The organism is Paenalcaligenes sp., from assembly GCF_030152715.1.
Taxonomy (GTDB): Bacteria; Pseudomonadota; Gammaproteobacteria; order Burkholderiales; family Burkholderiaceae_B; genus Paenalcaligenes; species Paenalcaligenes hermetiae.
Genome location: NZ_JASLIX010000117.1, coordinates 23,217 through 50,105, shown reverse-complemented (window position 1 = coordinate 50,105; position 26,889 = coordinate 23,217). Strand labels below are relative to the sequence as shown.

Annotated in this window: 20 protein-coding genes; 7 read left to right on the top strand and 13 right to left on the bottom strand. The window is 48.1% G+C overall.

The window, feature by feature from the left end; genetic code table 11:
• Nucleotides 1-9 precede the first annotated feature (9 nt).
• On the top strand, nt 10-129 hold the full coding sequence (locus tag Q1V74_RS09505) for a BolA/IbaG family iron-sulfur metabolism protein (protein WP_366524673.1): 120 nt from the start codon (nt 10-12) through the stop codon (nt 127-129).
• A gap of 13 nt (nt 130-142) precedes the next feature.
• Nucleotides 143-919 carry a peptidylprolyl isomerase gene (locus Q1V74_RS09500; RefSeq protein ID WP_300648427.1) on the top strand — a complete coding sequence of 259 codons (777 nt, stop codon included), beginning with the start codon at nt 143-145 and terminating at the stop codon, nt 917-919.
• Between the two features lie 61 nt (nt 920-980).
• Here the strand turns inward: Q1V74_RS09500 and ligA are convergent, their stop codons facing one another.
• The 3 genes from ligA to smc are packed head-to-tail and all read right to left on the bottom strand — an operon-like array spanning nt 981 to nt 7,662.
• Nucleotides 981-3,053, bottom strand: a complete 2,073-nt coding sequence (gene ligA, locus Q1V74_RS09495) for an NAD-dependent DNA ligase LigA (protein WP_300648425.1) — start codon at nt 3,051-3,053, stop codon at nt 981-983.
• Nucleotides 3,050-4,081 (bottom strand): cell division protein ZipA C-terminal FtsZ-binding domain-containing protein, encoded by a 1,032-nt coding sequence (locus tag Q1V74_RS09490; protein WP_300648423.1) that lies wholly within the window; start codon nt 4,079-4,081, stop codon nt 3,050-3,052. Before Q1V74_RS09490 ends, ligA begins: the two co-directional genes overlap by 4 nt.
• 53 nt (nt 4,082-4,134) lie before the next feature.
• Nucleotides 4,135-7,662: a chromosome segregation protein SMC gene (gene smc / locus Q1V74_RS09485; protein ID WP_300648421.1), complete on the bottom strand. Its 3,528-nt coding sequence runs from the start codon at nt 7,660-7,662 to the stop codon at nt 4,135-4,137.
• A 164-nt stretch (nt 7,663-7,826) separates the two neighbouring features.
• Here smc and lplT point away from each other — a divergent pair, with 164 nt between their 5' ends.
• On the top strand, nt 7,827-9,137 hold the full coding sequence (lplT, locus tag Q1V74_RS09480) for a lysophospholipid transporter LplT (RefSeq protein WP_300648419.1): 1,311 nt from the start codon (nt 7,827-7,829) through the stop codon (nt 9,135-9,137).
• Here the strand turns inward: lplT and Q1V74_RS09475 are convergent.
• From Q1V74_RS09475 to tsaB, 3 genes are read right to left on the bottom strand one after another with little or no spacing between them, the layout of a single operon-like run.
• A complete protein-coding gene (locus Q1V74_RS09475; RefSeq protein ID WP_300648417.1) occupies nt 9,123-10,493 on the bottom strand; it encodes an amidase in 1,371 nt (456 codons plus the stop codon). The two genes, lplT and Q1V74_RS09475, sit on opposite strands and share 15 nt — an antisense overlap.
• Nucleotides 10,494-10,515: 22 nt before the next feature.
• Nucleotides 10,516-11,373, bottom strand: coding sequence for a uracil-DNA glycosylase (locus Q1V74_RS09470; protein WP_300648415.1), 858 nt, complete (start codon nt 11,371-11,373; stop codon nt 10,516-10,518).
• A gap of 12 nt (nt 11,374-11,385) precedes the next feature.
• The gene (tsaB, locus tag Q1V74_RS09465) at nt 11,386-12,606 is read right to left on the bottom strand and encodes a tRNA (adenosine(37)-N6)-threonylcarbamoyltransferase complex dimerization subunit type 1 TsaB (RefSeq protein ID WP_300648413.1); all 1,221 of its coding nucleotides are present in this window, start codon (nt 12,604-12,606) and stop codon (nt 11,386-11,388) included.
• Nucleotides 12,607-12,821: 215 nt separating this feature from the next.
• On the opposite strand from tsaB, the gene ompR reads away from it, so the two are divergent.
• Genes ompR through Q1V74_RS09450 form a run of 3 tightly spaced genes read left to right on the top strand, consistent with a single transcriptional unit; the run spans nt 12,822 to nt 15,561 of the window.
• Nucleotides 12,822-13,556: a two-component system response regulator OmpR gene (gene ompR / locus Q1V74_RS09460; RefSeq protein ID WP_260649858.1), complete on the top strand. Its 735-nt coding sequence runs from the start codon at nt 12,822-12,824 to the stop codon at nt 13,554-13,556.
• Between the two features lie 15 nt (nt 13,557-13,571).
• Nucleotides 13,572-14,966 (top strand): sensor histidine kinase, encoded by a 1,395-nt coding sequence (locus Q1V74_RS09455; RefSeq protein WP_300648410.1) that lies wholly within the window; start codon nt 13,572-13,574, stop codon nt 14,964-14,966.
• A gap of 43 nt (nt 14,967-15,009) precedes the next feature.
• Nucleotides 15,010-15,561 (top strand): peroxiredoxin, encoded by a 552-nt coding sequence (locus Q1V74_RS09450; RefSeq protein WP_260649860.1) that lies wholly within the window; start codon nt 15,010-15,012, stop codon nt 15,559-15,561.
• Nucleotides 15,562-15,621: 60 nt separating this feature from the next.
• On the opposite strand, the gene ispF is transcribed toward Q1V74_RS09450, so the two are convergent.
• The gene (gene ispF, locus Q1V74_RS09445) at nt 15,622-16,113 is read right to left on the bottom strand and encodes a 2-C-methyl-D-erythritol 2,4-cyclodiphosphate synthase (protein ID WP_300648407.1); all 492 of its coding nucleotides are present in this window, start codon (nt 16,111-16,113) and stop codon (nt 15,622-15,624) included.
• Complete coding sequence (gene ispD, locus Q1V74_RS09440) at nt 16,104-16,814, bottom strand: 2-C-methyl-D-erythritol 4-phosphate cytidylyltransferase (protein WP_300648405.1); 711 nt, start codon at nt 16,812-16,814, stop codon at nt 16,104-16,106. The genes ispF and ispD overlap by 10 nt, the downstream gene beginning before the upstream one ends.
• Before the next feature lie 17 nt (nt 16,815-16,831).
• On the opposite strand from ispD, the gene mfd reads away from it, so the two are divergent.
• Nucleotides 16,832-20,311, top strand: coding sequence for a transcription-repair coupling factor (mfd, locus tag Q1V74_RS09435; RefSeq protein ID WP_300648403.1), 3,480 nt, complete (start codon nt 16,832-16,834; stop codon nt 20,309-20,311).
• A 49-nt stretch (nt 20,312-20,360) separates the two neighbouring features.
• On the opposite strand, the gene serB is transcribed toward mfd, so the two are convergent.
• Genes serB through nuoL form a run of 5 tightly spaced genes read right to left on the bottom strand, consistent with a single transcriptional unit; the run spans nt 20,361 to nt 26,879 of the window.
• Complete coding sequence (gene serB / locus Q1V74_RS09430; protein ID WP_300648401.1) at nt 20,361-21,212, bottom strand: phosphoserine phosphatase SerB; 852 nt, start codon at nt 21,210-21,212, stop codon at nt 20,361-20,363.
• Nucleotides 21,213-21,267: 55 nt separating this feature from the next.
• The gene (locus Q1V74_RS09425; protein ID WP_300648399.1) at nt 21,268-21,810 is read right to left on the bottom strand and encodes a DUF2818 family protein; all 543 of its coding nucleotides are present in this window, start codon (nt 21,808-21,810) and stop codon (nt 21,268-21,270) included.
• 12 nt (nt 21,811-21,822) lie between these two features.
• Complete coding sequence (gene nuoN / locus Q1V74_RS09420; protein ID WP_300648431.1) at nt 21,823-23,367, bottom strand: NADH-quinone oxidoreductase subunit NuoN; 1,545 nt, start codon at nt 23,365-23,367, stop codon at nt 21,823-21,825.
• Between the two features lie 9 nt (nt 23,368-23,376).
• The gene (locus Q1V74_RS09415) at nt 23,377-24,864 is read right to left on the bottom strand and encodes an NADH-quinone oxidoreductase subunit M (protein WP_300648397.1); all 1,488 of its coding nucleotides are present in this window, start codon (nt 24,862-24,864) and stop codon (nt 23,377-23,379) included.
• Between the two features lie 11 nt (nt 24,865-24,875).
• Nucleotides 24,876-26,879 (bottom strand): NADH-quinone oxidoreductase subunit L, encoded by a 2,004-nt coding sequence (gene nuoL, locus Q1V74_RS09410; RefSeq protein WP_300648395.1) that lies wholly within the window; start codon nt 26,877-26,879, stop codon nt 24,876-24,878.
• Between the last annotated feature and the right edge of the window lie 10 nt (nt 26,880-26,889).

Genomic DNA, 26,889 nt, shown 5'->3' with positions numbered 1-26,889 from the left:
TTTCGCTTAATTATTGCTTCTGACCAATTTGAGGGGCTCACAACCTTGGCCAAACACCGCCTTATTTACGAGCATGTCCAAGACCTGATCCCCCACCCCATCCATGCTCTTGCTATCGAACTGAAATAAAAAAGGATTTTTCATGAAAAGACTTGCTGTACTAACCCTAAGCTGTGCGTTAGCCGCACCGTTGGCTGCTCAGAACGTCGCTACCGTCAATGGCCAAGCCATTACCCAACAACAACTGGACGAGTTCGTTAGCCTACTTGTCAAACAAGGGGCGCAAGACAGCCCAGAGCTACGCAATCAGGTCAAAGAGGAAATGACCATTCGCCTTGTCGCAGTTCAAGAGGCAGAAAAACTTGGCCTCAACAAAAAATCCGAAGTCGCCCAAGAACTAGAGCTCGCTCGCCAAGGGATTTTAGTGCGTGCTTTACTCAACGACTATATTGAAAAAAACCCCTTAAGTGACAAAGCCCTAAAAGACGAATACGATCAACTAAAAAAAGCTGAAGCTGGCAAAAAAGAATACAAAGTCAGTCATATTCTGGTCGAGGACGAAGCCGAAGCCAAACAGCTATTAGCCGATATTAAAGCGAAAAAAATCAGCTTTGCCGACGCCGCCAAACAAAAATCCATTGATTCCGGTAGCGGCGCTCAGGGCGGAGACCTTGGGTGGGCACCTAATACCATCTATGTGGCCGAATTTGCACAAGCAGTAGAAAAGCAGAAAAAAGGCGAGCTCAGCGCCGCTCCCGTTCAATCTCAGTTTGGTTGGCACATTATCCAAGTCAACGATGTGCGTGATATGAGCTTCCCTAGCTTTGAGGAAGTCAAACCACAACTCGAGGAGATGCTCCGTCAAAAACAATTGACCGAGTACCAAGAGTCGTTGATGAAAAAAGCAAAAATCAATTAAACCCACAAAAAAGCCCCAACCAGTTTACCCGTTGGGGCTTTTTTTACTTACAGAGCATATATCAAGAGACCAGTAGCTGCTGCAAGCCCGCTTCGTCTAAAATCGTAATACCTAACTGCTCGGCGCGCGTTAGCTTCGATCCTGCTTCTGCTCCTGCCACCACATAATCCGTCTTTTTTGAAACAGAACCTGTGACTTTACCACCAGCTGCTTCAATTTGTGCTTTGGCCTCGTCACGTGTCCAGTTAGGCAAAGTTCCCGTTAATACAAAGGTTTTACCAGCAATCGCACTAGCAGTCGTCACTGCTGTCTGTGCCGGAGACTGAGGCTGTACCCCAACCTGTTGTAGCTGCTCTAGGACCTGAATGTTATGCGGTTCGGCAAAAAAATGAGCAATAGATGCCGCCACAACCGGCCCTACATCATTAACCTGTAGCAGTTGCTCTTGCGTTGCCTGCATAAGATGCGAGAGTGTTCCAAAATGCTCAGCCAGCGCTTTGGCTGTGGCTTCACCAACATGCCGAATTCCCAATGCATAAATCAAACGCGCTAAAGGCGGGGTTTTAGCCGCAGCAATCGCCTGAACCACATTTGCAGCCGACTTCGCCCCCATACGCGGATAAGCCGCCAGCTCCAGGGTTTGTAAAGTAAATAAATCTGCTAGGTTTTTCACACGACCACTATCGACCAGTTGCTCTATGAGCTTAGTGCCGAGGCCTTCGATATCCAGCGCCTTACGACTGGCCGCATGCTCCAAGCTCTGCTTACGTTGCGCCGCACAGACCAGCCCCCCCGTACAACGAGCAATGGCCTCGTCTTCGGGGCGCTCAATCGCAGAACCGCAGACGGGGCATTCTGTAGGGAACACAAACTGCTGTGTATGCGCTGGCCGTAAATCTAATACCGGAGCCACTACCTCGGGAATCACATCCCCAGCGCGACGTACAATTACGGTATCACCGATACGCACATCCTTACGTCGAATCTCGTCTTCATTATGCAAGGTCGCATTGGTAACAGTAACCCCGCCTACTTCGACTGGCTCTAAGCGAGCAACCGGTGTTATGGCACCCGTTCTCCCGACTTGTACCTCGATAGCGAGTAGCTTCGTCGTGGTTTCCTGAGCTGGAAATTTATGCGCAATTGCAAAGCGCGGGGCTCGTGCCACAAAGCCTAAAGCGCGCTGCCAGGCTAAATGGTTTACCTTATACACCACGCCATCAATTTCATACGGTAAGGCTTCGCGCTCGGCCATGGTTCGTTGATAAAAATCCATTAAAGCCTGCACCCCCTGTAACACCGCTCGATGCGAATCCACAGGGAAACCAAACTGTTGCAGCCAATCTAACATGTCAGACTGGGTCGAAAAAGGCTCAGCTTGGTCCGTGTCCCCAGCAAACAGATCCGCTTGAGTTCCCGATGGCATTTCTATCGCCCCCCAGCCATAAGCATAAAAGCGCAAAGGGCGTTGTGCTGTGACTTTCGGATCAAGTTGGCGCAAGCTGCCCGCTGCCGCATTGCGTGGATTAGCAAAAGGTTTTTCCCCTCGCTGGTGCTGCTGCTGGTTTAATACGATAAAATCCGCATGGTGCATTAAGACCTCGCCACGCACCTCTAGCACCAAAGGCCAAGTGCTGGGCTCCCCTTGCAACTGCAAAGGAATGGATTTAATCGTACGTACATTAGCCGTAATATCCTCACCGGTATAGCCATCACCTCGTGTAGCAGCTCGCACAAGCACACCCTTTTCATAACGCAAGCTAACCGCTAAACCATCAAATTTATATTCTGCGTTATAGGATAAGGATTCGGTGGCTTTTAATAACCCCTGCTGTTTTAGACTGTCTGTAACCCGCTTATCAAAGGCGATTAACTCGTCCTCAGCAAAAGCATTCCCTAATGACAACATGGGTACCGCATGAGCAACAGGGCTAAAAGCGCTAGAAGGTGTAGCCCCTACACGCTGTGTAGGCGAATCGGCTGTCACCCACTCCGGATGCTCCGCTTCCAGTTGCTGGAGCTCACGCAACAAAGCGTCATATTGCGCATCCGCAATGAGCGGGTCATCCAACACATAGTACCGATAGTTATGATAATGCAGTTCTTTTTTTAATGCTTCTAAACGCTGCTTCACGCAAAAACCCGCTGTGTACGTGGCTCGCCGGCATAAAAACCAGCTTGCTCAATTTGTTCATACATTTGATAAAGCTGTTGATCAATTTCATCATCAAAATGATCCGTTAACAGCTGTCCCTGATCATCGACCAGCTCACCACCTAAACGAGCTGCCAAATCCCGCCCTACTGTCGCCATACGACTGAAAGCCTGCTCATCTTTAGGACTATTTGGTAAGTCCAATAGAAAATCCAAACGCTCAACCGAAGCTGACAACATAGCTAAAGCAGGCTTACCATTAAACAACAAGGTAAAACGCGGCAAGCCTGAGCTTGCCAACCATGCCAATTGCTGGCCATACTCCATAAAACCAGCACTCACTACAACTTGGCGCACGGTTTCTGTAGGAATGGGCTCTGCCAAACGCAAACTTAAGCCCACCTGAGCATCTAGGCTCGCACACAGCTGATCTAACTGCTGTGCTTGTGCCACGACTTCGGCCTGCTCCGGCCCATCTACCGTGCCATCTAGCTGTTGAGCTAAATTTTGGGCTGCCATCCATAACCGAGACCAATCAATATCCGTAAGGGGGCCACGACGGTTCGCCAATAAAACAACCAGCTGTATCGAAGTATAGGCTTCTTGATCATGAGGGTAAGCATGATGCTCACCATTAACCGCTGTAGCAAATAGTCGTACGGGCTTCGTATCCACACGTAAATAAGCCCGCAACAAATCGATGAGCTCACCCCCTGGCACGGGCTGGGGAAAATGCACATCAATCACAGCTTCTGTAGTGGGATCTATCTCTTCGGCCGGAATAGCCGGTTCCGCTTTATCCTCGGCTAATGTTTCCGCTATACGTACCGTTGGCTCACGCCGCTCCTTATCCGCTTCTAGCTGTGCCATCAGTGGATCAGCAGGTACTTCGGGAAATTTCCCCTGCATTTTGCGGCGAATACGTCGATCTTGCCACCAGTTGAACACTACGACCAGCAAAATCAGTACCGCCCCCAGCGCCACCAACCCTATTTGCAAATCACTCATTATGCGACCCGACCCTTTTTTAGGCTAAACATATTAACGATATTATGACAATATTATTGCGCCATTTCGACTGCAGCAGCCATATCTACAGCAACAATACGGGAAACCCCCTGTTCTTGCATGGTCACTCCAACCAGTTGCTTGGCCATTTGCATAGCAATTTTATTGTGAGAAATAAATAAAAACTGTGTTTGATCACTCATACTCTGAACTAAATTGGCATAGCGCTCTGTGTTGGCATCATCTAAAGGCGCGTCGACCTCATCCAGCAAACAAAATGGTGCGGGGTTTAGTTTAAAAAAAGCAAAAACCAAAGCCGTTGCTGTCAATGCTTTTTCTCCACCCGATAAAAGTTGGATTGTACTATTACGCTTACCCGGTGGCTGAGCCATGACCTGAACACCTGCATCAAGAATTTCATCCCCTGTCATCATTAGTTTGGCTTCCCCCCCACCAAAAAGTTGTGGAAACAGATTACCAAAATGCTGATTAACTTCGTTAAAAGTACTTTGTAGCAATGCTCGCGTTTCTCTATCAATTTTTCGAATCGCGTTCTCTAGGGTTTCTATGGCTTGAGTCAGGTCATCATGTTGCGACTGAAGATACTGTTGGCGCTCTTGAGCCAAACGGAGCTCCTCTAGGGCTGCCAAGTTAACCGCCCCAAGTGCTGTAATCGCTCGGTTCACGCGCTGTACTTCTGTCTGTAGCCAAGTGACTTTATGCCAATTTTCGGGTTGCTCTTGCATAAAAGCCGCTAAATCCTGCCGATCCACCTGCTGAGCGTTTAGCTGCTCAGCATATTGCTCTACGGTCATACGAGCCGCTTGCTCTGCAAGCTGCAGCTCAATGACTCGTTGACGTAAAGGCTCAATCCCATCCCCAGTCTGGTGGCGGTTTTGCTCTAAGTCTTGTAGCTGCATCGCAAGCTCTGCTAAATGTTTTTGCTGCTGCTGTACCTGATCCTCTTGCTCTACACGCTGCTCTAAAGCCTCTTGCAACATCGCATGTAGTTCATCCACATCGATATGCTCGTATTCACTCTCTAGACCAGCAAGCTCCATTTGCGTACGCTGAGCCAAATCGAATGCTTGCTGCTGACTACGTAAAAGCTCATCAACACGAGCCTCTATTAAGCTTTTATTATATTGTAAGCGCTGATGTTGCTGTTCGATTTCACGCAACTGCTGGCGTAATTGCTGACAGATATCGTCAATATCCGTTAACTTCTCCTGGTACTGCTCGATGTGCTCATTGAGCTCTTCGATTTGCCATGTGAGCTCTTCTTGCTGTAAAGCAATCTCCTCGCTCTGTAACCGGTAGGTATCCAACTGCTCTGTTATTTCTTCGATCTCTTGCTTTAACTGTTGCTTGCGTTGTTGTGCTTGCTGCTGAATCTGCAACGCCTGCTGATAGACAAAACGCTGCTCATGCATTTGTTGCGTATTCGCTTGCACCTGCTGTATCTGCTGTTGCACCGCTAAACGCGTTTGCTCCACGTGTTGTTGAGCCTGCTCAAATTGTGTTTGTGCCACATCTACATGTAAGCGCTGTGCTTTCGCTGCTTTCTTTTGCTCCTCGATCAGCTGCTGTCTAGCGAGCACACCGGCCTGCTCTGAGTCGGCAGCGTACAATAAAACCTGATAGGCTTGGACGATATGCCCTTCGGGAGTCACCAACATCGCTTCGGCAGGTAGTTTTGCTCGCTGAGCCAAAGCCTCAGAAAAAGTAGGAACACTATACACATGAACTAGCATCGCTGCTAGGGTGGTCTCCCAAGCTGAATCTTTAAGTCGAATCTTATTAAATAAAGGCTCAGCAAAGTCCACGGCATTCGTTGCCGGTGACAAGAATAGCTCTTGCTCAGCCTTACTAAACCCAACACGCGCCGGCGGACTAGCCTGCATAGATGTTAACTCGCTCCAGTCTTTTAACACCAAAGCTTGTAAACGCTGACCAAGCACAGCCTCGACCGCTTGCTCCCACCCTGGCTCTACTTGCAACATCTGCCACAAACGTGACTTGTGAGCGAAACCATGGGTACTTAACCACCCTTCTAGTTCCTCTTGTCGCTGCACTTGCTGCTGCACGCTTTCTAAAGCAGTCAGTTGCGCTTCAATTTGTGTCAATAGCTGTTGCTGCTCATGCAATAATTTTTGCTTTTGTTGCTGCTGCTCGCGTGCAACATCTAAAGCCTGCTCTAGTTCTTGTAACTGCCGCTGGGAGGCATGGGCTTTTTGCTCCGCCGCAGTCGCTTGCTCATGCAGCCTCTCGATCTCCTGCGGCTGGGCCTGATGCAGCTGCTGCCACTCCTCCTGATAACGTCGCTGGCGATGCAATAATTGCTCTTGCTGTTGTTGCAATGACTGTCGCCTTTGTTCTGCTAACGCTACCTGATGCTTCGCCTCTTGTTGTTGCTGCACCAACTGGTCACGCTTGGCTTGAAGTTGATGCTGCTGTTGTTCTGCTGGCTCTAGCTGCTCTTGCATCTGTTCAATACGCATCAAGCTTTCTTCTATTTGCCCAGCCAACTCTTCAAGCTCCAGCTGCTTTTGCTCTAGCTCGGCCGCGCTGTCCTGATGCAGCTGCTCCCATTCTTTTTTTTGCTGCTCAAGTTGTTGCTGGCGTTGCTCCATACGCGTTTGCGCCGTATTCGCGTGTTGAATATCGGCTTCAATTCGGCTCACTGTTGCGTTGATCTGATACAGGCCCCCTTGCGCTTTTTGTACCTGCTCTGTGGCATCAAAATGCTGCTGTCGCAATTGCTCAATGCGAGCCTCGGTATTGCGCATCGTCGCCATGGCTGCTTCCACTTCGTTTTGAGCCTGCTCTATAGCTAAAAAATGTCGCTTTTGCTCCTCACGAGCTTGGTTTTCTTTCAGCCACCACAGCACATGTTGCTTTTTTTCGCCTTCGGCTTGCAGCGCCTGATATGTTTTAGCCACTTCGGCTTGAGCCTCTAGGCGTATTAACTGCTGCTCAAGCTCCTGCAAAATATCCTCTAAACGCGTCAGATTTTCCCGCGTATCACGTAGCCGACTCTCGGTTTCTTTACGTCGCTCTTTATAACGGGAAACGCCCGCTGCTTCCTCTAAATAAACACGTAGCTCCTCTGGCTTGGCTTCAATAAGCCGGTTAATCATTCCCTGACCAATAATGGCATAACCACGCGCCCCTAGCCCCGTACCAAGAAACATATCATTGATGTCTCGACGACGTACTTGCTGGCCGTTAATAAAATAACCGCTGGTTCCATCGCGAGTCAGCTCTCTACGTACCGCTATCTCGGTATAAGCACCCCACTGCCCCGTAATGCGCCCTTCGGCATTATCAAAGGTTAGCTCTACCGAAGCACGTGCTGCAGGCTTACGCTGATCCGAACCATTAAAAATTACATCCTGCATGGAGCCACCACGTAGCTCCGAGGCACGGCTTTCCCCCAGCACCCAACGTACTGCATCAATAATATTTGACTTACCACAGCCATTTGGCCCTACGACCCCCACTAACTGGCTTGGGGTAGGAATCACCGTCGTATCGACAAACGACTTAAAACCCGATAATTTAATTTGTGTTAGACGCACTAAAAACCCACTAGGCAAAATAGTTACAGCTTTCGTATGATAACGCAGTCGCTTCGCAAACGTGTTCCTTTAGCCAGAAAAATAACATAAGGCTATACTGAGTTACATCCAATCAAAATCACCTACGTGGGGATTTTCATCCCACCTCTTCATCGAGATACGTTTTGAATAAAGGTTTCTATCTAGTTATGGCAGCGCAAGCGCTGTCTTCTGTTGCTGATAACGCATTATTAATCGCCGCCATCGCTTTAATCGCCGACCTAAGCGGGCCCGATTGGATGGTTCCCCTTATGAAATGGTGGTTTGCTTTGGCCTATGTCGCCTTAGCGGCGTTTGTAGGCGCTTTTGCCGATGCATTCCCTAAAGGGCGTGTGATGTTTATCACCAATGGCATCAAATTTATCGGCTGCGCCTTGATGTTTAATTTGCATACTTTGGCTAGCACCCAAGACATGCAACTGTTTTACATCTTCTTTGCCTACACACTGGTCGGCATTGGTGCCGCGGCCTACTCACCGGCTAAATACGGTATTGTCACCGAAATGCTCAAGCCTGAGCTCTTAGTCAAAGGCAATAGCTGGATCGAGGGTCTAACCGTGCTTTCTATCATTGTAGGGACGGTATTAGGCGGCGTTTTAATCCACCCCGATATTAGCCCCACCCTCCAAAACACGCCCGGTATCAATCAAATGGCAACCAATCGAACCGAGGCCGCCATTTTAATCATTGGTTTTATTTATCTTGCGGCGGCAGCCTGCAATTTACTCATTCCTAAAACCCATGTTCACTACCCCCAGCAAAAAACCAATCCTTTTGCCTTGATTCATGATTTTAAAGGCTATGTCTGTGTGCTTTGGCAAGACAAGCTAGGCCAAATTTCGCTTGCTGTCACCACCCTTTTTTGGGGTGCTGGTGCCACCTTGCAATTCATCGTTATTGAGTGGGGCGCGCAACAGCTCGGCTACCGTTTAGATCAAGCCTCAATTTTAATGGGGGTCGCAGCCCTAGGAACAATTGTAGGCGCCTATTTAGCCGGTAAAGTTCCTCTGAAAAAAGCCTTATCTGTACTGCCTATGGGGGTAGCTATGGGGCTAGTGGTACTACTGATGCCTTTTGTCAAAAGCACATGGGCCGTACATAGCTTATTACTTTTAATTGGCGCTACTTCTGGCTTTTTTGTTGTTCCCATGAATGCTCTCTTACAGCATCGCGGTCATGTGCTTTTGTCTGCTGGACACTCGATTGCTGTGCAGAATTTTAACGAACAGCTGAATATTCTTTTTATGTTAAGCCTTTATAGCCTACTATTGTGGTTACGCTTACCCATCAATGTCATCATTATGATTTTTGGCTTACTCGTAGCCACTATGATGATGGTGTTTATTTACTGGAATAAACAAAATCATAAACGCGACCCCCTTCTTTCACAGTGCATTGGCGAAGAGGGTCACGGCAAAGCATTACAAGAGCGCTAACTGCTTGCGCTGCATATAAAAATCGTTTAGATAAGCCGATTCATAAGCATACGCCACTTGTAACAACAAGCGCTCATTGAGCTGTGCTCCAACTAGTTGTAACCCTATGGGCAAATTTTCTCCAACTCGCCCATAGGGTATGGATATGGCTGGGTGCCCAGTTAGGTTAAATGGAGCGCAATGGTGGGTAGTTGCGGAGAATAAATCGTGGGTATCCCCACCTAAAGTTAAGGTATCCACTCCAATTTTTTGCATACCAAAACCCACTGTGGGCGTAACCAGAAGATCCACGTCTAAGAACAACGCGTTAAACTGCTCTGTTAATCGCTGTTGCTCCTGTCGAGCGTAAATATAATCCATTGGTGTAAACTGTGCGACAGAACGCAAGGCCTGAAGTACATCCTCGCCAAACAGGGACTCTGCCTCTTGCAAACGTTGGGCATGCTCGGCCGCCGCCTCACAAATCGCCAGTGTAAATAACGTACCAATATGGTCTTGATTCACGGGCACAGGCACCTCAACCAAAATAGCACCTAGATCCTGTAACTGTTTCAGCGCTTTTTCATAATGTGCCTTAACCTCTGGTTCCACATACTGCTGAAAATAGGTCATCGGTACACCAATCCGGACACCTTTTATATCCCGCTTTAACCCTGTCAGATAATCCGATTGATCGTATATACCCAACAAAAAAGCCATATCAGAAACCGTTTTCGCTAAAGGCCCCACATGATCTAAAGACAAGGAAATAGGACGTGTGCCTTTTGCCGAAATATGATGACGCGATGTTTTAAATCCAACTACCCCACAAGCCGCTGCAGGAATACGAATCGAGCCACCCGTATCGGTACCTAAAGTTGTCACTGCCAAATCAGCCGCTAAAGCAGCTCCACACCCGCCACTCGACCCTCCAGGCGTATATTCTGGATTCCATGGATTTTTTACTGGCCCATAAAAAGGGTTGTTACTGGTAATACCAAACGCATACTCATGCATATTTAACTTACCCAAATTCACCGCACCCGCTTGTTGCATCACCTGCACAGCGGGAGCTGTATGATCGGGGACATAGTTTTTCTCCACCGCCGAACCGCTGGTTGTTCGCAGGCCCTGAGTCAACAAATTATCTTTATAGGCAACGGGGATACCCTCTAGAGGGCCAACGGGATCCTGATGCTGATAACGCTGTGTAGCAATCGCAGCCTGCCGTCGAGCTTGTTCCGCATTCACCGTAATATAAATATTGAAACCGTGATGTTTTTCTATGCGTGTTAAGTAATCCTCGACGATCTCAGACGGTGATACTTTTTTTTCTATATAAAGCTGGCGCAATGTAAGTAAATCATAATGGGCCATCTTGTCTCCTCATTCCTTTATTTTATGTTGTCATTAAGCGCTTACATAGTAGCAAATCTGCCCACGCGCGGGCTTTTAACTGTGGGCGTAATAAAATAGATGCGGGGTGATAACTCACAATTGTGGGCAGCGTTATCCCTTCAGGACTTTTCCAATGGTGAACTTCCCCACGCAAAGCCTCAAAATCCCCTTGTAAAAATATCGCCGTGGCCTTCGATCCCAATAACAATAAACGCTTTGGTTGTAAAAGCTCTATTTGCCGCAACAACACACCAAAACAAGCCTGTATGTATTCCATTTGCGGCTGACCTGCAGAACGACATTTTAATAACTGCGTCATGTACATCTGCTCAAAAGGCACAATACCAATGCTTTGCATTTGTGCTGCAAATAACTCCCCACTTTTACCCTGCATCGGTAAGCCTGCTAGCTCTTCGTAGCTACTCGGAGCAGAACTAATCACCAACCAATCCGGTTGCTGCTGCTGGCCTGCCCCCACAACCACTTGTTGTCGCTGCTCATGCAAAGCACACTGTTGGCACTGCTGTACATAAGCGTGCAATTGCTCCCAGCCCATTTGCTCTACATCGATTTGGGATACATCCGTCGTCGCACCTACGCGTGTCGTTAATACCGTATCCTGCGTCACCTTAGGGAGAGCAGACGGTGTCGTCTCCGGCGCCAATAAGGCCTTGGCTTGAGCTAAAGCTTCTTTCGCCTGAATAGGCACAACCGAAGAAGAAGTCATCACAGGTGCCGAGACGGATTTCATCTGGGCGGGTGCCGACACTGATTTACGATAAGGCGCTAGAAACGGAGAGGCAACACCAATTTCTTGGAGCCAACTTGTTTGTAAAGCAGATAATTGAAGAGAAGGCATGGGTATAGGTAATTAAGCCAGTATTTTTGTATAGAGCACCGCGTCTTCGCGCTGCTGCTCAGGCAATGCATAATAATTTTTTCTGACACCCACCTGAACATAACCTGCCCCTTCGTACAAGGCAATAGCAGGCTGATTCGACGCTCGCACCTCAAGATGTATATTTTTCGCACCTTGGGCTCGTGCGTGTTGTTCTGCATAACAAAGAAGCTGTTGAGCAACCCCCTGCCGTTGGGCCACAGGCGCCACCCCAATAAGCAAGAGCTCCCAATCCTCTTGCGCTGGCATCATCACCGCATAAGCCACGACCTTATCTGCTTGTGAAGCCACCCACAACACATGACCACTCGCCATACTACTTTCTAAAGCTGATTGTGACCAAGGCGCAAACTGCAACTCTGTCTCTAAAGCTGCTACTTCGGCTAAGTCCGTCGCTACTGCCGGGCGGATATGCGTGGCTTGCCACGTCGAGCTAGGATTACCACCTAAACCGGTTTCTCTCTCCGCCGTCGTAAATGCGACGCGATTGCGCACATAAAGCGGTGCTGCCAACGCAGGCTCAATCAACTGTTGGTGTTGGTATTGCAACCAGGCTAAGTCCGCAATCGTCGTTGCTTTAGGCAGCTCAGTGCCACCTAGGTGTACAGGTAAAGCCTGTAAAGAGGCTAACAAATCAGGAAAAGCCACTAAACCATCACCCGACACACGTAAAACACTCGGGTTTTTAAAGCTTTGTTGTTGCGCTAAAACGTGCTGGATATACTGCAAAACTTGAGAATGATGAATTAACATGGGCTTATGTAGAGCATACCAAGCGCCTGTGGTGGTTTGTTGATATGCCCCCACATACAGCTCCTGCATACGCGCATCCGCCACAACAATTTCAATGGTTTCTATATCATGCTGCGCCTGTTGAGCTGCTACGCCCAATAATGAAGGCACCGCTGCTACTTTTAAGCCCAGCCCATAAGCCAAGCCTTGAGCAACACCGCACGCCACACGTAAGCCAGTAAACCCCCCAGGCCCTTGCGCAAAAGCAATCAGATCCAGATCCGCTCGCTTTAGATTAGCTTGCGTTAACACCTGATCAATAAGCGGCAACATACGCTCTGCATGCTCTGTACTACCTTGATGCTCTACAACATAATGCTGACGCTGACTCTGATGGACACAAAGCAAAGCCACACCACAGACTGCACTCGCACTATCGAGAGCTAGAATATTTACTTTCATCCTATTTCCATCCCAACAAATGCTGCTCGCATCCAGATAAAAAAGCACCTATCGTACGCTTTTGCGTCAAGCAATGACCGTATTTTTCACACCAAAAAGGTAACAAATTGTATCTATATGTGTTTTTTACAGGGTGTCCATCCAGAAAAAAGCATCAAATGTAAAATTTTTCTACGAGCCTGTACGCCCACCTTTTTGCCTGTTACATTTTAATCATGAACACACAAAATCAGCCCCTTACCAGAAAAATACTCGTCGTCGATGACGACCCACGTTTACGCGATTTATTGCGTCGCTATCTTTCAGAACAAGGCTTTAATGTCTTTGTTGCAGAAGATGGCAAAGAGATGTCCAAGCTCTGGCAACGCGAACACTTTGATTTACTGGTCCTTGATTTAATGCTGCCAGGCGAAGATGGACTATCAATTTGTCGTCGTTTACGTGGTGGTCACGATAACACACCTATTATTATGCTAACGGCAAAGGCCGAGGAAATCGACCGCATTGTTGGCTTAGAAATGGGTGCAGACGACTATTTAGTTAAGCCATTTAACCCGCGCGAGCTCTTAGCGCGAGTCAATGCCATTTTACGTCGCCGCGGCACAGAAGAACACCCCGGCGCCCCTAGTCAGGAAAATGAGTCCATTGAGTTTGGGCCTTACACCCTAAACCTATCGACTCGCACCTTACTAAAAGGCGAAGAAGTGGTACCCATTACCACGGGCGAGTTCTCTGTCTTAAAAGTCTTTGCGCGCCATCCAAAAATTCCTTTGTCTCGCGACAAACTAATGGAATTAGCACGTGGTCGCGAATACGAAGCTTTTGACCGCAGCTTGGATGTACAAATTTCTCGTTTACGTAAACTGATCGAACCCAACCCATCTAAGCCTGTTTTTATTCAAACAGTGTGGGGTTTAGGCTATGTTTTTGTACCAGATGGTGGCCATTAACGGTATGATCATGGCATGAAAACCGCCAAAACAATCTCTACAGTCTCTAAAAAGCCCCCTTTTAAAATGGGGCTTTTTAGTCGCACCTTTTTCTTACTCCTAGGCCTAATGGGCGTCAGCTTTGGTATCTGGCTTCAAACTTTTTTCTCCATGGAGTCCGGTCCACGCGCAGTACAGATGGCACACCGCGTTATTACCTCTGTTAGTATTACGCGCTCTGCGCTAACCTACGCCCCACTAGAGCAACGTCCAGCGTTACTACTAGATCTTGCCACCCAAGAAGGCCTACGCGTACAACCCCGCGAAGAAGAAGACATCCTCGAGCCTATTTTACGATCACCTTATTGGCAACGTGTTTCAGAAGAGGTACGTAATGGCCTAGGTAGCCAAACACTAATTATGTGGTCCGTTAATGAAGCGCCTGGCATCTGGGTCTCTTTCGATCTAGAGGGAGATAAATACTGGTTGGTCTTTGACCGAGAACAACTAAGTCTGATAGCGGGCGCAGAGTGGATAGGATGGATTCTCTCAGCATTGCTTTTATCTTTTTTAGGCGCTGCCGTCAGCGTACGTTTTGTAAACCGTCCCCTTGCTCAACTAGCACAAGTCACCCAACAACTCGCTCGTGGTGAAACGCCATCCCCTTTACCCGAAAAAGGCCCAGCAGAAATCCGTGACATGAATGTGGCTTTTAATCGCATGACCCGTGATATCCGACAGGCCGAAGCAGATCGGGAAATCATGCTTGCGGGGATTTCTCACGACTTACGAACCCCTCTAGCCCGCATGCGCTTAGAGATCGAACTCTCAAATGTTAGCGAGGAGACACGCCAAGCTATTGATGAAGACTTAGCTCAAATTGATCGCAGTATTGCGCAATTAATGGAATATGCTCGCCCAGCCGCCAAAGCCCCAGATGAAGGGATCAATATCAGTCAGGTCCTAACAGACCTTTTTGATCGTGAGCGCAGCCATACAGAAAGTCTTGGTGGACAGCTAACAGCAGATATTGTGCCCCACCTTTTTGCTCGTATAGACGCCAATGATTTAAAACGTATTGTAAGCAACCTCATTGAAAATGCACGACGTTATGGACGTAGTCCAACCGACGACCGAGCTTATATTCATCTGAGCGCACACTCCAAAGGCAACATGATAGAAATTAAAGTCCAAGACCAAGGCAAAGGCATCGAGGAACACGAAGTGCAGCGTCTACTACGCCCTTTTTCTCGTGGTGAGCTTGCCCGTACAGGTGTCAATGGTGCAGGCTTGGGCTTAGCAATTGTAGAGCGTCTTTTACAGCCTATTGGCGGGCGTTTAGAGCTACGCTCGCCTCCAGGCCAAGGCCTAACTGCACGTATCGAAATCCCTAAGCTAAAAGTCCGTGAAAGTGCTAGAAAAACGGTGTGATTCGCGTAGAATCTACTCTATGTTTAGAGTATAAAGGATCCATATGAAAACCGTTGGCGATAAAATCGAGCCTTTTAAAGTCATAGGGGTTAAACCAGGGTTTAATGACCCCCAAGAAAACGGGATCTCCGCTTTCGAGGACATCACAGAAAGCTCGTTTCCAGACAAATGGAAAATCGTTTATTTTTATCCTAAAGATTTTACTACGGTATGCCCAACCGAAATTACGCGTTTTAATGCACTAGGCCCCGAGTTTCAAAAGCGGGACGCAGTAGTTTTAGGCGGCTCCAGTGATAACGAATTCGTAAAACTGGCATGGCGACGCGAACACCCAGACTTAGCGCGTTTACAGCACTATCAGTTTGCAGACACCACCGGTGCACTGATTGATCAGCTGGGTATTCGCCACAAAACCGAGGGGGTTGCCCTACGCGCCACCTTTATTATCGATCCCGACAACGTTATCCAACATATTTCCGTTAATAACCTTAACGTTGGCCGGAACCCAGATGAAATTCTACGGGTTTTAGATGCGATCCAGACTGAATCCCTTTGCGCCAGTAATCGTGAAATCGGTGGCCCTGTCTTAAGCTAGCCTACACTTAGCCACACTACGTGCCTTAGCGTATTTACGTGGCACGTAGGAGCTAAAAAATTAGGTTTCAGACTGGTAAATCAATACCACCACGTTTGCAGCAATCCCCTCTTTACGCCCTAAATGCCCTAAGCCTTCGTTGGTTTTGGCTTTGATATTGATACGATCGGCACTAAGCTGCAAATCCGCGGCAAGGTTTTCTATCATCGCAGGTGCATGCGGCCCAATTTTTGGCGCTTGCGCATGAATCGTGGCATCCAAGTTGATAATTTCCCAACCTTGTCTTTTAACCATATCCAGTGCGGTACGCAACAAAACCCGACTATCCGCTCCCTTGTACTGTTCATCCGTATCGGGAAAATGTCGGCCAATATCCCCTAAGCCCGCCGCACCTAAAATCGCATCCGTAACAGCATGCAATAATACATCCGCATCAGAATGCCCCAATAGCCCATGCGTATGTGGAATGGTAACGCCGCCAATAATCAATGGACGATTTTCCACCAATGCATGAATATCAAACCCCTGTCCTACTCGTAAATTCATAACCATTTTTCCAATAAATGAAAATCATGCGGCCACGTCACCTTGAAATTTCTAGGATCACCCTGAACTAATAAAGGTTGATAGCCTTGCTGCTCCATTGCTGAAGCCTCGTCTGTCACAACAAACCCCTGCTCTTTAGCCTGTTGCAATGCGGCTTGTAACGCTACCGCTTTGAACATTTGTGGTGTTTGCGCCAACCACAGGGTCTCTCTAGGCACGGTCTGGCTAATCCTTGGTAGCTCCTCAACCGTGGCGCGCTTGACGGTATCCGGAATAGGAATAGCCAATATTCCACCTTGATTATGGGCCAAACACTGGTCAATCAAACGTTGTAACGCCTGCGCAGGCAGCCCTGGCCGAGCGGCATCATGCACCACTACCCACTCGTCTTCCTGAGGCTGCCAGTCCTGTAAGCCGTTATACACGGTGTCAGCACGTGTAGCACCGCCAACCGGACGCCAGATCACTCGCTCTAGCCCAGCAAGCGCTCGCTCCACCCAAGTATCCGTTGGGCTTACAATGACTCTTACCTGATGAATACGCGGATCGGCTAACATAGCCATCACCGATAATCGGAGCATAGGTAAGCCATTAAGCAACTCATACTGCTTAGGTAAATCAGGCTTTAAGATAGCCGCTGTAGACGGACGCCTAGCGCGTGCTCCTATGCCCGCCGCAGGGACCAATGCAATTATTTTTTTCGACATAAACTACCCTTCATCCTATGAGCAAAACCCAACGCCCTTCTGATCCAGTGCAATATCTTAACAGTACCACTCAAACCTTACAGGCATTAAAAAAAGGACAACGCTATCAGCAACCTATGCCCCCTGGATCTGGCGACGCGTGTTTAATTGCCGATTTGGCTACTCATGGCCAAGCGCCTCTTGCGGTATTTTGTGCACACCCTGTCGATGCACAACGCCTCTGTGATGAAATCCTATTATTTAACCCACAGCTACACGTGCAGGCTTTCCCAGATTGGGAAACCCTTGCCTATGACCGGTTTTCCCCTCATGAGGACCTGATTTCAGCACGTTTACGCACACTCAACGCCCTACTTGAGTCTAATGTCGACGTGCTCACCATTCCGGTCAGTACTGCATTATACCGGCTTGCTCCCCCTACTTTTTTAGCTGCTTATAGCTTTAGCTTTAAGCAAGGGGACCAACTGGACGAGCAACAATTTAAAGAACAAATGTTGCTTGCCAACTACAGTCATGTCACCCAAGTCTCCGCACCCGGCGAGTTCTCGATACGTGGTGGCTTAATCGACTTATTCCCTATGGGGTCTAGCCTACCTTATCGCTTAGACCTTTTTGATGACGACATCGAATCCATCCGTGCTTTTGATGTAGATAGCCAGCGCAGCTTGTATCCCGTCTCCCAGATTGACCTGCTTCCAGGACGCGAGTTCCCTTTAGATGAAACGGCACGCCACCTTTTCCGCTCCCAATTTCGTGAGCATTTTGAGGGGGATCCTTCTCGTGCCCTTCCCTATAAAGATATTGGAAACGGTATCGCTTTTGCGGGGGTCGAATATTATCTGCCTTTATTCTTTGAAGAAACGGCGACTATTTTTGACTATCTACCCAAAGACAGCATTCTTATTACACATCAAGACTGCCAACAAGCCATTGATGCCTTCCACACCGATACCGCCCAACGGTATCACTTTTTGAAAAGTGATCCTGAGCGACCCATACTGGCTCCCGATTTGCTCTTTTTGTCAGCAGAAAGCTTTTTTAGTCAGCTAAAGCATTTTTCACGTCTGGATTTACAAAAAGGGGAAGCCCATCCTGATTTTATTCCCGTCCCTAATGTTGCCGTAGCAAGACGAGCCGAAGATCCTATTGCGGCCTTGCGTGCAGAAGTGCTAGACCCTAGCCGCCGTACATTATTGTGTGCGGACTCAGCTGGGCGGCGCGAAACCCTTACACAAATGCTCAATGAGTTTGATCTGAGCCCTCGCACCGATTGTGCAGATTTCAATGACTTTCTCCATAGTGATAGCCATTTTGCTTTAGTCACGGCTTCACTCTTTCAAGGGTTTGCACTCAAAAAAGCCGCCATCACCATTCTTACGGAAAACGACCTTTACCCCAATCAGGTTCGCACTTCCCATCGCGGACGACGGAGCCAACGCAGCCAAGTCGAAGCAATGGTGAAAGACCTGTCGGAACTGCGCGAAGGAGATCCTGTGGTACATGCAGAACATGGCATTGGGCGTTATCACGGTCTGATTGAAATGGACCTAGGAGAAGGTCCGGTGGAGCTACTTCATTTGGAATACGCCAATGAAGCAACGCTTTATGTACCGGTCGCCCAGCTACATGTTATTTCCCGCTATAGCGGTACCGATGCCGAGTCCGCCCCCTTGCATCAGCTCGGCTCAGGCCAATGGGAAAAAGCACGTCAAAAAGCGGCTAAACAAGCCCGCGATACGGCAGCAGAGCTTTTAGCCCTCTACGCACAACGCGCGCTGCGTCAAGGGCAGCAATACCAAGTCCCTCTGAATGACTATGAGGCCTTTGCGGCGGGGTTTGGTTTTGAGCCCACTCCAGATCAAGCGGCTGCCATCGAAGCCGTCTTAAATGACATGAAATCGGGACAGCCCATGGATCGATTGATCTGTGGTGATGTTGGCTTTGGAAAAACAGAAGTGGCTTTACGTGCGGCTTTTGTTGCTGTCGCCAATGGCAAACAAGTCGCCATTCTTTGCCCCACGACCTTATTAGCCGAACAGCACGCTCAAAGCTTTGCTGATCGCTTTGCCGACTGGCCCGTTACCGTGGCTGAGCTTTCGCGCTTCAGAACCAGCAAGCAAACCAAAGCCACCATCGAGGGTCTAGCAACTGGTCAGGTCGATATTGTCATAGGCACCCATAAAATTCTCTCTAAAGATGTCAAATTCAAAGACCTCGGCTTAGTTATTATCGATGAGGAGCATCGCTTTGGTGTGCGCCAAAAAGAGGCGCTCAAAGCGCTGCGTGCCGAAGTCGATATGCTGACCTTAACCGCCACGCCCATCCCACGCACACTAGGTATGTCTTTAGAGGGGATCCGTGACTTTTCTATTATTGCCACAGCACCTGAAAAGCGTTTAGCTATTAAAACCTTTGTACGGCGCGAGGACGAAGGCACCATCCGCGAAGCCTTACTGCGTGAGCTAAAGCGTGGCGGACAAGTCTATTTTTTACACAACGAGGTCGAAACAATTGAAAATCGACGCGCACGCTTGCAAGAGCTCGTTCCAGAAGCCCGTATCGGGGTCGCCCATGGACAAATGCCTGAGCGTGAATTAGAAAGCGTGATGAAAGACTTCTACCAAAAGCGATTTAACGTATTGCTTTGCACCACGATTATTGAAACAGGGATTGACGTACCCACAGCCAATACGATTGTGATTCAGCGTGCAGACAAACTAGGCTTAGCCCAGCTTCATCAACTACGCGGGCGTGTTGGTCGCTCTCATCACCAAGCCTATGCGTACTTACTTACACCTGGTGAAGAAGCCATCACTAATAATGCCAAAAAGCGTTTAGAGGCCATTAAAGCCATGGATGAACTGGGCGCGGGTTTCTTTTTAGCCATGAATGATCTAGAAATCCGCGGCGCCGGTGAGGTTTTAGGGGAGCACCAGTCTGGTAATATTCAGGAAATTGGTTTTTCTATGTATGCCGACATGCTAAACCAAGCCGTCAAAGCCCTCAAAGCCGGTGAAGAACCGGACTTGCTCTCACCCTTTGAGAATAAATGTGAGGTCAACTTACGCGCTCCCGCCTTATTGCCAAGTGATTATTGCCCAGATGTACATGCACGTCTTAGCTTTTACAAAAAGCTCTCTCACGCTCAGCATAACGACGATTTAGAGCTCGTCCACGAGGAGCTGATTGATCGCTATGGTCTATTACCCGAGCCAGCAAAAAACCTACTCACAGTGCACCAGATCCGTATTAAAGGCGAACAACTAGGCTTAGAAAAAGTGGACTTACAAGAAGAGCAAATCATTCTACAGTTCAATGCCAAACCCAACGTAGATCCAGTGCAGCTAATCGAACTCGTACAGCAACATAGCAAAACAATTCGCTTTAACGGCCCCGACCAGCTTCGTGTCCAGCTGCCACAAGCCACGCCTCTTGCCCAGCGTGTCCAAAAGCTCAACCAGCTATTTAAGCAGCTTGGTCTACAGGCAATGGCTTAAACCGTCTCAGCGCTCTTTATTCAAGAGCGCTGTCTATCCCTGCTTTTGATCAGAAGCTCAATCTAAACCAATTTAAAATCGCATCCAAAGGCGCCACATTTAATGCAAAACGTGCTTGCTGCTGCACCACTGGTTTAGCGCGATACGCTACGGAATAATACGCCTGTGCCATCATGGGTAGGTCATTTGCACCATCACCTACTGCAATAATCTGTTCTTTGGTGGCATTGAGTGTTTTGGCTAAACGCAATACGTGATCCGCTTTGGTTTGTGCGCCAACAATATCCCCCTGTACTCGCCCCGTCAGCTTGCCGTCTTTGATCTCTAGGGTATTCGCATACGCCTCATCAATACCTAAACGCTCCTGCAAGCGTTGCGTAAAAAATGTAAAACCACCTGACACAAGTAAAGTACGCACACCGTGCTGCTTGGCTACCTTTACCAAGCGCTCTGCCCCAGCGTTTAATTGCAAACGCTGTTCATATACCTGCAACAAGGCTGACTCAGGCACCCCTTCTAATAACGCTACCCGACGGGTTAAGCTTTCAGCAAAATCTTTAATCTCTCCACGCATGGCGGCTTCTGTGATCGCTGCCACCTCGGCCTTGCGCCCAACTGCTGCGGCAATTTCATCAATACACTCAATATTAATAAGCGTAGAATCCATATCCATAGCGAGGATTTTTATGTCACGCAACAAATGCACGGGATCAATAAACGCATAATCCAACTGTGCTTGTTGGCAGGCTGCAATAATTTCAGCCGATTGACTCGTATCTACCCCCAACAAACGCACTGCTGTCGGACCTAGCTCTTGGACCCCTTCTGCATTAGCTAATGCCGCAATCGTTTCTATAGTAGATGGCTCAAAACGTAGAGCTTGTAAAATTAAATTTGACATAGACGTAAAGAAAAAACCCCTCGTAATAGAGGGGTCATTATAAAACAATTGCCACTTATACGGCTTTGGGCTGAGTGACTAAAACACGACGACGCTTGAGCAAGTAACGAATAACAAACCCAGGATACGCCAACACCAAAAACAGACTATATGTAATGGCATAAAACTCCCAGCCTTGAGGGAACACATTACCTAAGCTGGACTCAAAACCAATCCCAAGTACACCAATCAACCCATATAGCACGCTAACCTCGAGCAAGCGTGCAAAAAAGGATTTACTAATGAGTTGTTTACGTTGTGTCCAAGCAGGCACCGCTAACAATAAAGCGGCCACCAACACACATGCCACACTCAATAAAAGTAAATGCATCGGACTCACAAACAATGTTTGACTTAATGTACGATGCATTAGCCAACCCGCAGCAAGCAAAACCCCCGTATACACGATAAAAACCAACCATCGTGCTAACACCGAGCGGTTTTGCTCACCTTTTTGTTGCCAGGGTAAAAACAACAAAGGTCGCTCAACAAAGAAGGGAATGTTGGCGCTGACCAAAGACAGCACAATTAATACCCAAATAGCAACGTTTTGACTCATGATAAACCCACATTAAAAGCGCAAAGATTCTTGAATAACGCGCATGCTTAGATCCATGAGACCACCGGGTAAAATCCCGAGAATAATGATCAATAAGCCATTCACCGCAAAAACAGCTTTGGCTGCAAAGCCGATTTGAATGGGCTGATCCAGCACATCCGTCTCGGGCTCGTCAAAGTAAGCCGCTTTAACCACACGAATGTAATAGAAAGCACCCACTAAAGACATCAGCACCGCCAATACAGCTAGGCTCACATGACCTGCTCCAACAACGGCCTGCAACACCGCTAATTTAGCGTAGAAGCCAGCCATAGGGGGAATCCCCGCTAGAGAGAACATGGTCAGCAACAGCAACAGAGCTAACATCGGATGACGACGATTCAGTCCCTTGAGATCGGCAATGTTTTCACACTCAAAGCCTTTGCGACTCAAGACTAAAATCAAGCCAAATGTTGCTAAGGTCGTTAGTACATAGACCACGCCATAAAACAAGGCAGAACCATAAGCATAATTTGCCATCATCACGTCTTGACCGATCAACTGGCGAATAAACCCAGTTAAGCTATCGGCCTGAGCGCTTTCTGTGGCCACACCAGACAATAAGCCTAAAAACACAAAGCCCATATGGGAAATGGTGGAATAGGCCAGCATGCGTTTAAAGTTAGTCTGTACTAAAGCGGTTAAGTTCCCTACCACCAAAGAAAGCACAGCCATAAACATCAGCATAGGTTGCCAATCCAACGCAATACCATGTAATGCTTCTACCAACAAGCGTAGGGTCACCGTGAGTGCCGCCAGTTTCGGCGCTGCAGCAATCACTAAGGTAACTGTAGTCGGAGCCCCCTGATACACATCCGGTGTCCACATATGGAAAGGCGCTGCGGTAAGCTTAAACGCTAGCCCTGCCACCACAAACACCACCCCAAAAATCAACGCTAAGCGCTCTGCTTCACCAGCATTAATGACCGCAGCAATGGCTTTTAGATCCAAATGTCCTGTAGCGCCGTAAATCATGGACATGCCGTATAACAGCACCCCAGAGGACAAGGCACCCAAGATAAAGTATTTCATTGCAGCTTCGGTCGCTTGCGCATTTTCACGACGAATGGCAACCAAAGCGTAGAGCGCAAAGGACATGAGCTCTACCCCTAAAAACACCATGAGCAAGCTGCCGGCAGAAATCATTAACAACTGCCCTAGCAATGCCATTAGCGTTAAAGAATAAAGCTCACCGCCACGCTCTACCATCTCGCGCTGCTCAGCATATTGACGCCCATACAACAGCGTCACGGCCACAGCCACACAAGAAAGCAATTTCAAAAAGTGAGATAGCGAGTCCACCACATACAAGCCACTAAAGCTTACACCGGTTAGACCTTGGCTCCACTGCCAAAGCACGGCTAATCCCACCACCACAATGCTTAGCTGACTAAGCGCAAAAGTACTATGTCTGGCTTCTGTTTTATTGAATGAATCAAAAATCAGCACACCTGCAGCTAGGATCAGAAGCAGGATCTCAGGCAAAGCCAGAGCGAAATCAAATGAGTTTTGCATAATGTTCCAGGTCTACAGTTTCGATACAGAGACGTGCTGCAGCAGAGCATCGACGGAGACGTGCATGATTTCCGTAAAGGGTGCAGGATAAATCCCCATGCCCAAGACGGCGATAGCCATCACGCCTAACACAAAGAACTCACGGCTGCTAAGGTCGCTCATTTCCTCTACGGCAGGATTTTTGATGGGGCCATACGCCACACGCTTGAGCATCCAAAGCGAATACGATGCACCGGTAATTAACGCTGTCGCTGTTAATAAACCGATCCAAAAATTGTATTCAACCGCACCCATAATCACGGTGAACTCACCAATGAAACCACTTGTACCTGGTAGCCCACTATTAGCCATGGAAAACAGGACAAAGAAGGTCACGAAGCGAGGCATCACGTTAACGACGCCACCGTAATCAGCAATCTCACGTGTATGCATACGGTCATATAACACACCAATACACAAGAACATGGCTGCTGAAACAAAACCGTGCGAAATCATTTGCATGATCGCGCCTTCCATACCGGTTTTGTTGAAAATGAAAAACCCGAGAGTCACAAAACCCATGTGCGCTACAGAAGAATAGGCCACGAGTTTTTTCATGTCTTTTTGTACGATGGCTACCAAACCAATGTACACCACCGCTACTAAAGACAAGGCGATCATCAACCCAGAGAGGCTATGCGAGGCATCTGGAGCGATCGGCAATGAAAAACGCAAGAAACCATAAGCCCCCAGCTTAAGCATAATAGCCGCCAAAACCACCGAGCCCCCTGTAGGCGCTTCCACGTGAGCATCTGGCAACCAAGTATGTACCGGCCACATTGGAACTTTGACAGCAAAAGCCATCAATAAGGCAATAAAGATCAGAATTTGCGTATTCAAACCTAAGGGCAGTTTATGCCAGGTAAGAATATCAAAGCTACCTCCAGCCTGATGCCATAGGTACACAAAAGCCACTAAGGTGAGCAAGGATCCCATTAGGGTATAGAGGAAAAACTTCACCGAGGCGTAGACACGACGCGGCCCACCCCAAACCCCTATGATGATGTACATGGGGATCAATGTGGCCTCGAAGAAAATATAAAAGAGCAAACCATCGAGTGCGGCAAATACGCCAACCATTAACCCCGATAAAATCAGGAAGGCTCCCATATACTGGGCGACACGATCGGTGATTACCTCCCACCCCGCTAATACCACAATAATCGTGATAAATGCGGTCAGCAGAACAAACCAAACAGAAATCCCATCTACGCCTAAGTGATAATTCACTGCGTATGATTGGATCCAAGGCGTAAGCTCCACAAACTGCATGGAAGCAGTGCTAGGATCAAAGCCCGTATAAAGAGGAATTGTGACAAGAAACGCTACGACTGAGCCAATCAAAGCCAAAGTACGAGTGAAATTGGCTCGATCGTCTCGCCCAAGGGCGAGGACTAATAGCCCCGCCACAATAGGCGTAAAGATCGCAAGCGTTAGCCAAGGAAAAGTAGAAGACGCCATATCGCTAGCCATTATTGAACCGTCAGCACGAAAAAGGTTAAGAGCGCCATAATGCCGAGAATCATGGCAAAGGCATAGTGATAGATATAACCGGTTTGTAAACGACGAGAAATTGCTCCAAACCAGCCCACCACACGAGCGCTACCATTGACAATCAAACCGTCAATCAAACCTGCGTCAGCACCTTTCCAAAGTCCAGTACCTAAGCAGCGCACACCGCGTGCAATCACTTGCTCATTAATCCAGTCCACATAGTATTTGTTTTCTAGAACACGATAGACACCCGAGAAATTACGCTTAAGCGCAGCAGGGATGCTGGGGTTTACGAGATAGAAATACCATGCGACCACTAAACCTGCGACCATTAGCCAGAACGGTACGGTAACGAAACCATGTAAGGCGTAGGCCACCCAACCATGCCAACCTTCAGCTAATGTCTGCATCACGGTATGTTCCGGATGAACGGTGATCACACCATTGAAGAAATCGCCAAACAACAATGGGTCAATGAACCAAATGCCAGCGATAACAGAAGGAATGGCTAAGAGGATAAGAGGCAGCGTCACCACCCAAGGGGATTCTTTAGGATCACCCTGAAGCGCTTCGTGCTCACCCAATGCCTCTGCGGGAGGATTACGGAAATTTTCTTTGCCGTGGAAGACTAAGAAATACACACGGAAAGAATATAAAGAAGTAATAAAGACCCCAATTAAGGTCGCATACTGAGCAAAGCCGGCGCCCCATACCCCAGAGGCTGAAGCCAATGCCGCTGCCTCGATAATATTCTCTTTGGAGTAAAAGCCAGAGAAGAAAGGCGTACCAACTAAAGCCGCTGTACCAATCAAGAACGTGATCCATGTGATGGGCATATATTTACGCAAGCCGCCCATGGCACGAATATCTTGATTATGGTGCATACCAATAATGACAGAGCCAGCCCCTAAGAACAGTAGTGCTTTAAAGAAGGCGTGTGTCATCAAGTGGAAAATTGCCACCGAATAAGCCGAGGCTCCTAGTGCGACAGTCATATACCCCAACTGGGATAAGGTGGAATAAGCCACCACCCGCTTGATGTCGTTTTGGATAATGCCCAAAATCCCCAAAAACAGCGCGCCAATTGCACCAATCACAATAATAAAGGACAACGCGGTATTGGAGTACTCAAACACGGGGGAGAAACGCGCCACCATGAAAATCCCTGCGGTTACCATCGTTGCGGCGTGAATCAATGCAGAAATCGGTGTGGGACCTTCCATGGAGTCGGGTAACCATGAGTGTAAAGGGACCTGTGCCGATTTACCCATCGCACCAACAAATAAGGCAATACACGCTACCGTTAGCAGCTGCCAACTTGTACCAGGGAAACTGAGCTGTGCCAATTGTTCGGCTTTAGCAAAAATTTCACCGTAGTGCATAGTGCCTGTATAGGCATAAAGCAGACCAATCCCCAAGGCAAAACCAAAGTCACCAACACGGTTCACCAAGAAGGCTTTCATGTTAGCAAAGATGGCGGTTTCTTTTTTAAACCAGAATCCAATCAATAGATAAGAAACCAAGCCCACGGCCTCCCAACCAAAGAAGAGCTGTAGCATGTTGTTAGACATGACCAGCATCAACATGGAGAAGGTAAACAGGGAAATATAAGAGAAAAACCGTTGGTAGCCGGGATCCTCTGCCATATAGCCGATTGTGTAAATGTGCACCATCAGCGACACAGAGGTCACAACCACCATCATGAGCGCGGTCAAATTATCAATCAAAAAGCCAATTTGCCACGTGGCATCACCAATAGTTGCCCAGGTATAAACCGGACCATCAAAGGTGTGACCGTTTAGTGTTTGCATCAACACCATCACGGAGCCAACCAAGGAAATCAATACACCTAAAATAGTGATTGAGTGAGCGCCTTTTTTGCACACAAATCGGCCTAAAAAGCCGGTGCCAAAAAGCCCCGCAATCAGCGCCCCTGCTAAGGGAGCTAATGCAATGAGTAAATATAAATTTGGTGAGTTCATTGTTTGTGCT

Excerpts from the sequence above, each read along its gene's own strand:
- Q1V74_RS09470 (WP_300648415.1), bottom strand. The coding sequence starts at position 11,373 with ATGCCTTCTCTTCAATTATCTGCTTTACAAACAAGTTGGCTCCAAGAA.
- Q1V74_RS09415 (WP_300648397.1), bottom strand. The coding sequence starts at position 24,864 with ATGGCGTCTTCTACTTTTCCTTGGCTAACGCTTGCGATCTTTACGCCT.
- Q1V74_RS09455 (WP_300648410.1), top strand. The coding sequence starts at position 13,572 with ATGAAAACCGCCAAAACAATCTCTACAGTCTCTAAAAAGCCCCCTTTT.
- Q1V74_RS09425 (WP_300648399.1), bottom strand. The coding sequence starts at position 21,810 with ATGAGTCAAAACGTTGCTATTTGGGTATTAATTGTGCTGTCTTTGGTC.
- ispF (WP_300648407.1), bottom strand. The coding sequence starts at position 16,113 with ATGGTTATGAATTTACGAGTAGGACAGGGGTTTGATATTCATGCATTG.
- nuoL (WP_300648395.1), bottom strand. The coding sequence starts at position 26,879 with ATGAACTCACCAAATTTATATTTACTCATTGCATTAGCTCCCTTAGCA.
- Q1V74_RS09450 (WP_260649860.1), top strand. The coding sequence starts at position 15,010 with ATGAAAACCGTTGGCGATAAAATCGAGCCTTTTAAAGTCATAGGGGTT.
- Q1V74_RS09500 (WP_300648427.1), top strand. The coding sequence starts at position 143 with ATGAAAAGACTTGCTGTACTAACCCTAAGCTGTGCGTTAGCCGCACCG.
- serB (WP_300648401.1), bottom strand. The coding sequence starts at position 21,212 with ATGTCAAATTTAATTTTACAAGCTCTACGTTTTGAGCCATCTACTATA.
- ispD (WP_300648405.1), bottom strand. The coding sequence starts at position 16,814 with ATGTCGAAAAAAATAATTGCATTGGTCCCTGCGGCGGGCATAGGAGCA.
- Q1V74_RS09490 (WP_300648423.1), bottom strand. The coding sequence starts at position 4,081 with ATGAGTGATTTGCAAATAGGGTTGGTGGCGCTGGGGGCGGTACTGATT.
- ompR (WP_260649858.1), top strand. The coding sequence starts at position 12,822 with ATGAACACACAAAATCAGCCCCTTACCAGAAAAATACTCGTCGTCGAT.
- Q1V74_RS09475 (WP_300648417.1), bottom strand. The coding sequence starts at position 10,493 with ATGGCCCATTATGATTTACTTACATTGCGCCAGCTTTATATAGAAAAA.
- mfd (WP_300648403.1), top strand. The coding sequence starts at position 16,832 with ATGAGCAAAACCCAACGCCCTTCTGATCCAGTGCAATATCTTAACAGT.
- tsaB (WP_300648413.1), bottom strand. The coding sequence starts at position 12,606 with ATGAAAGTAAATATTCTAGCTCTCGATAGTGCGAGTGCAGTCTGTGGT.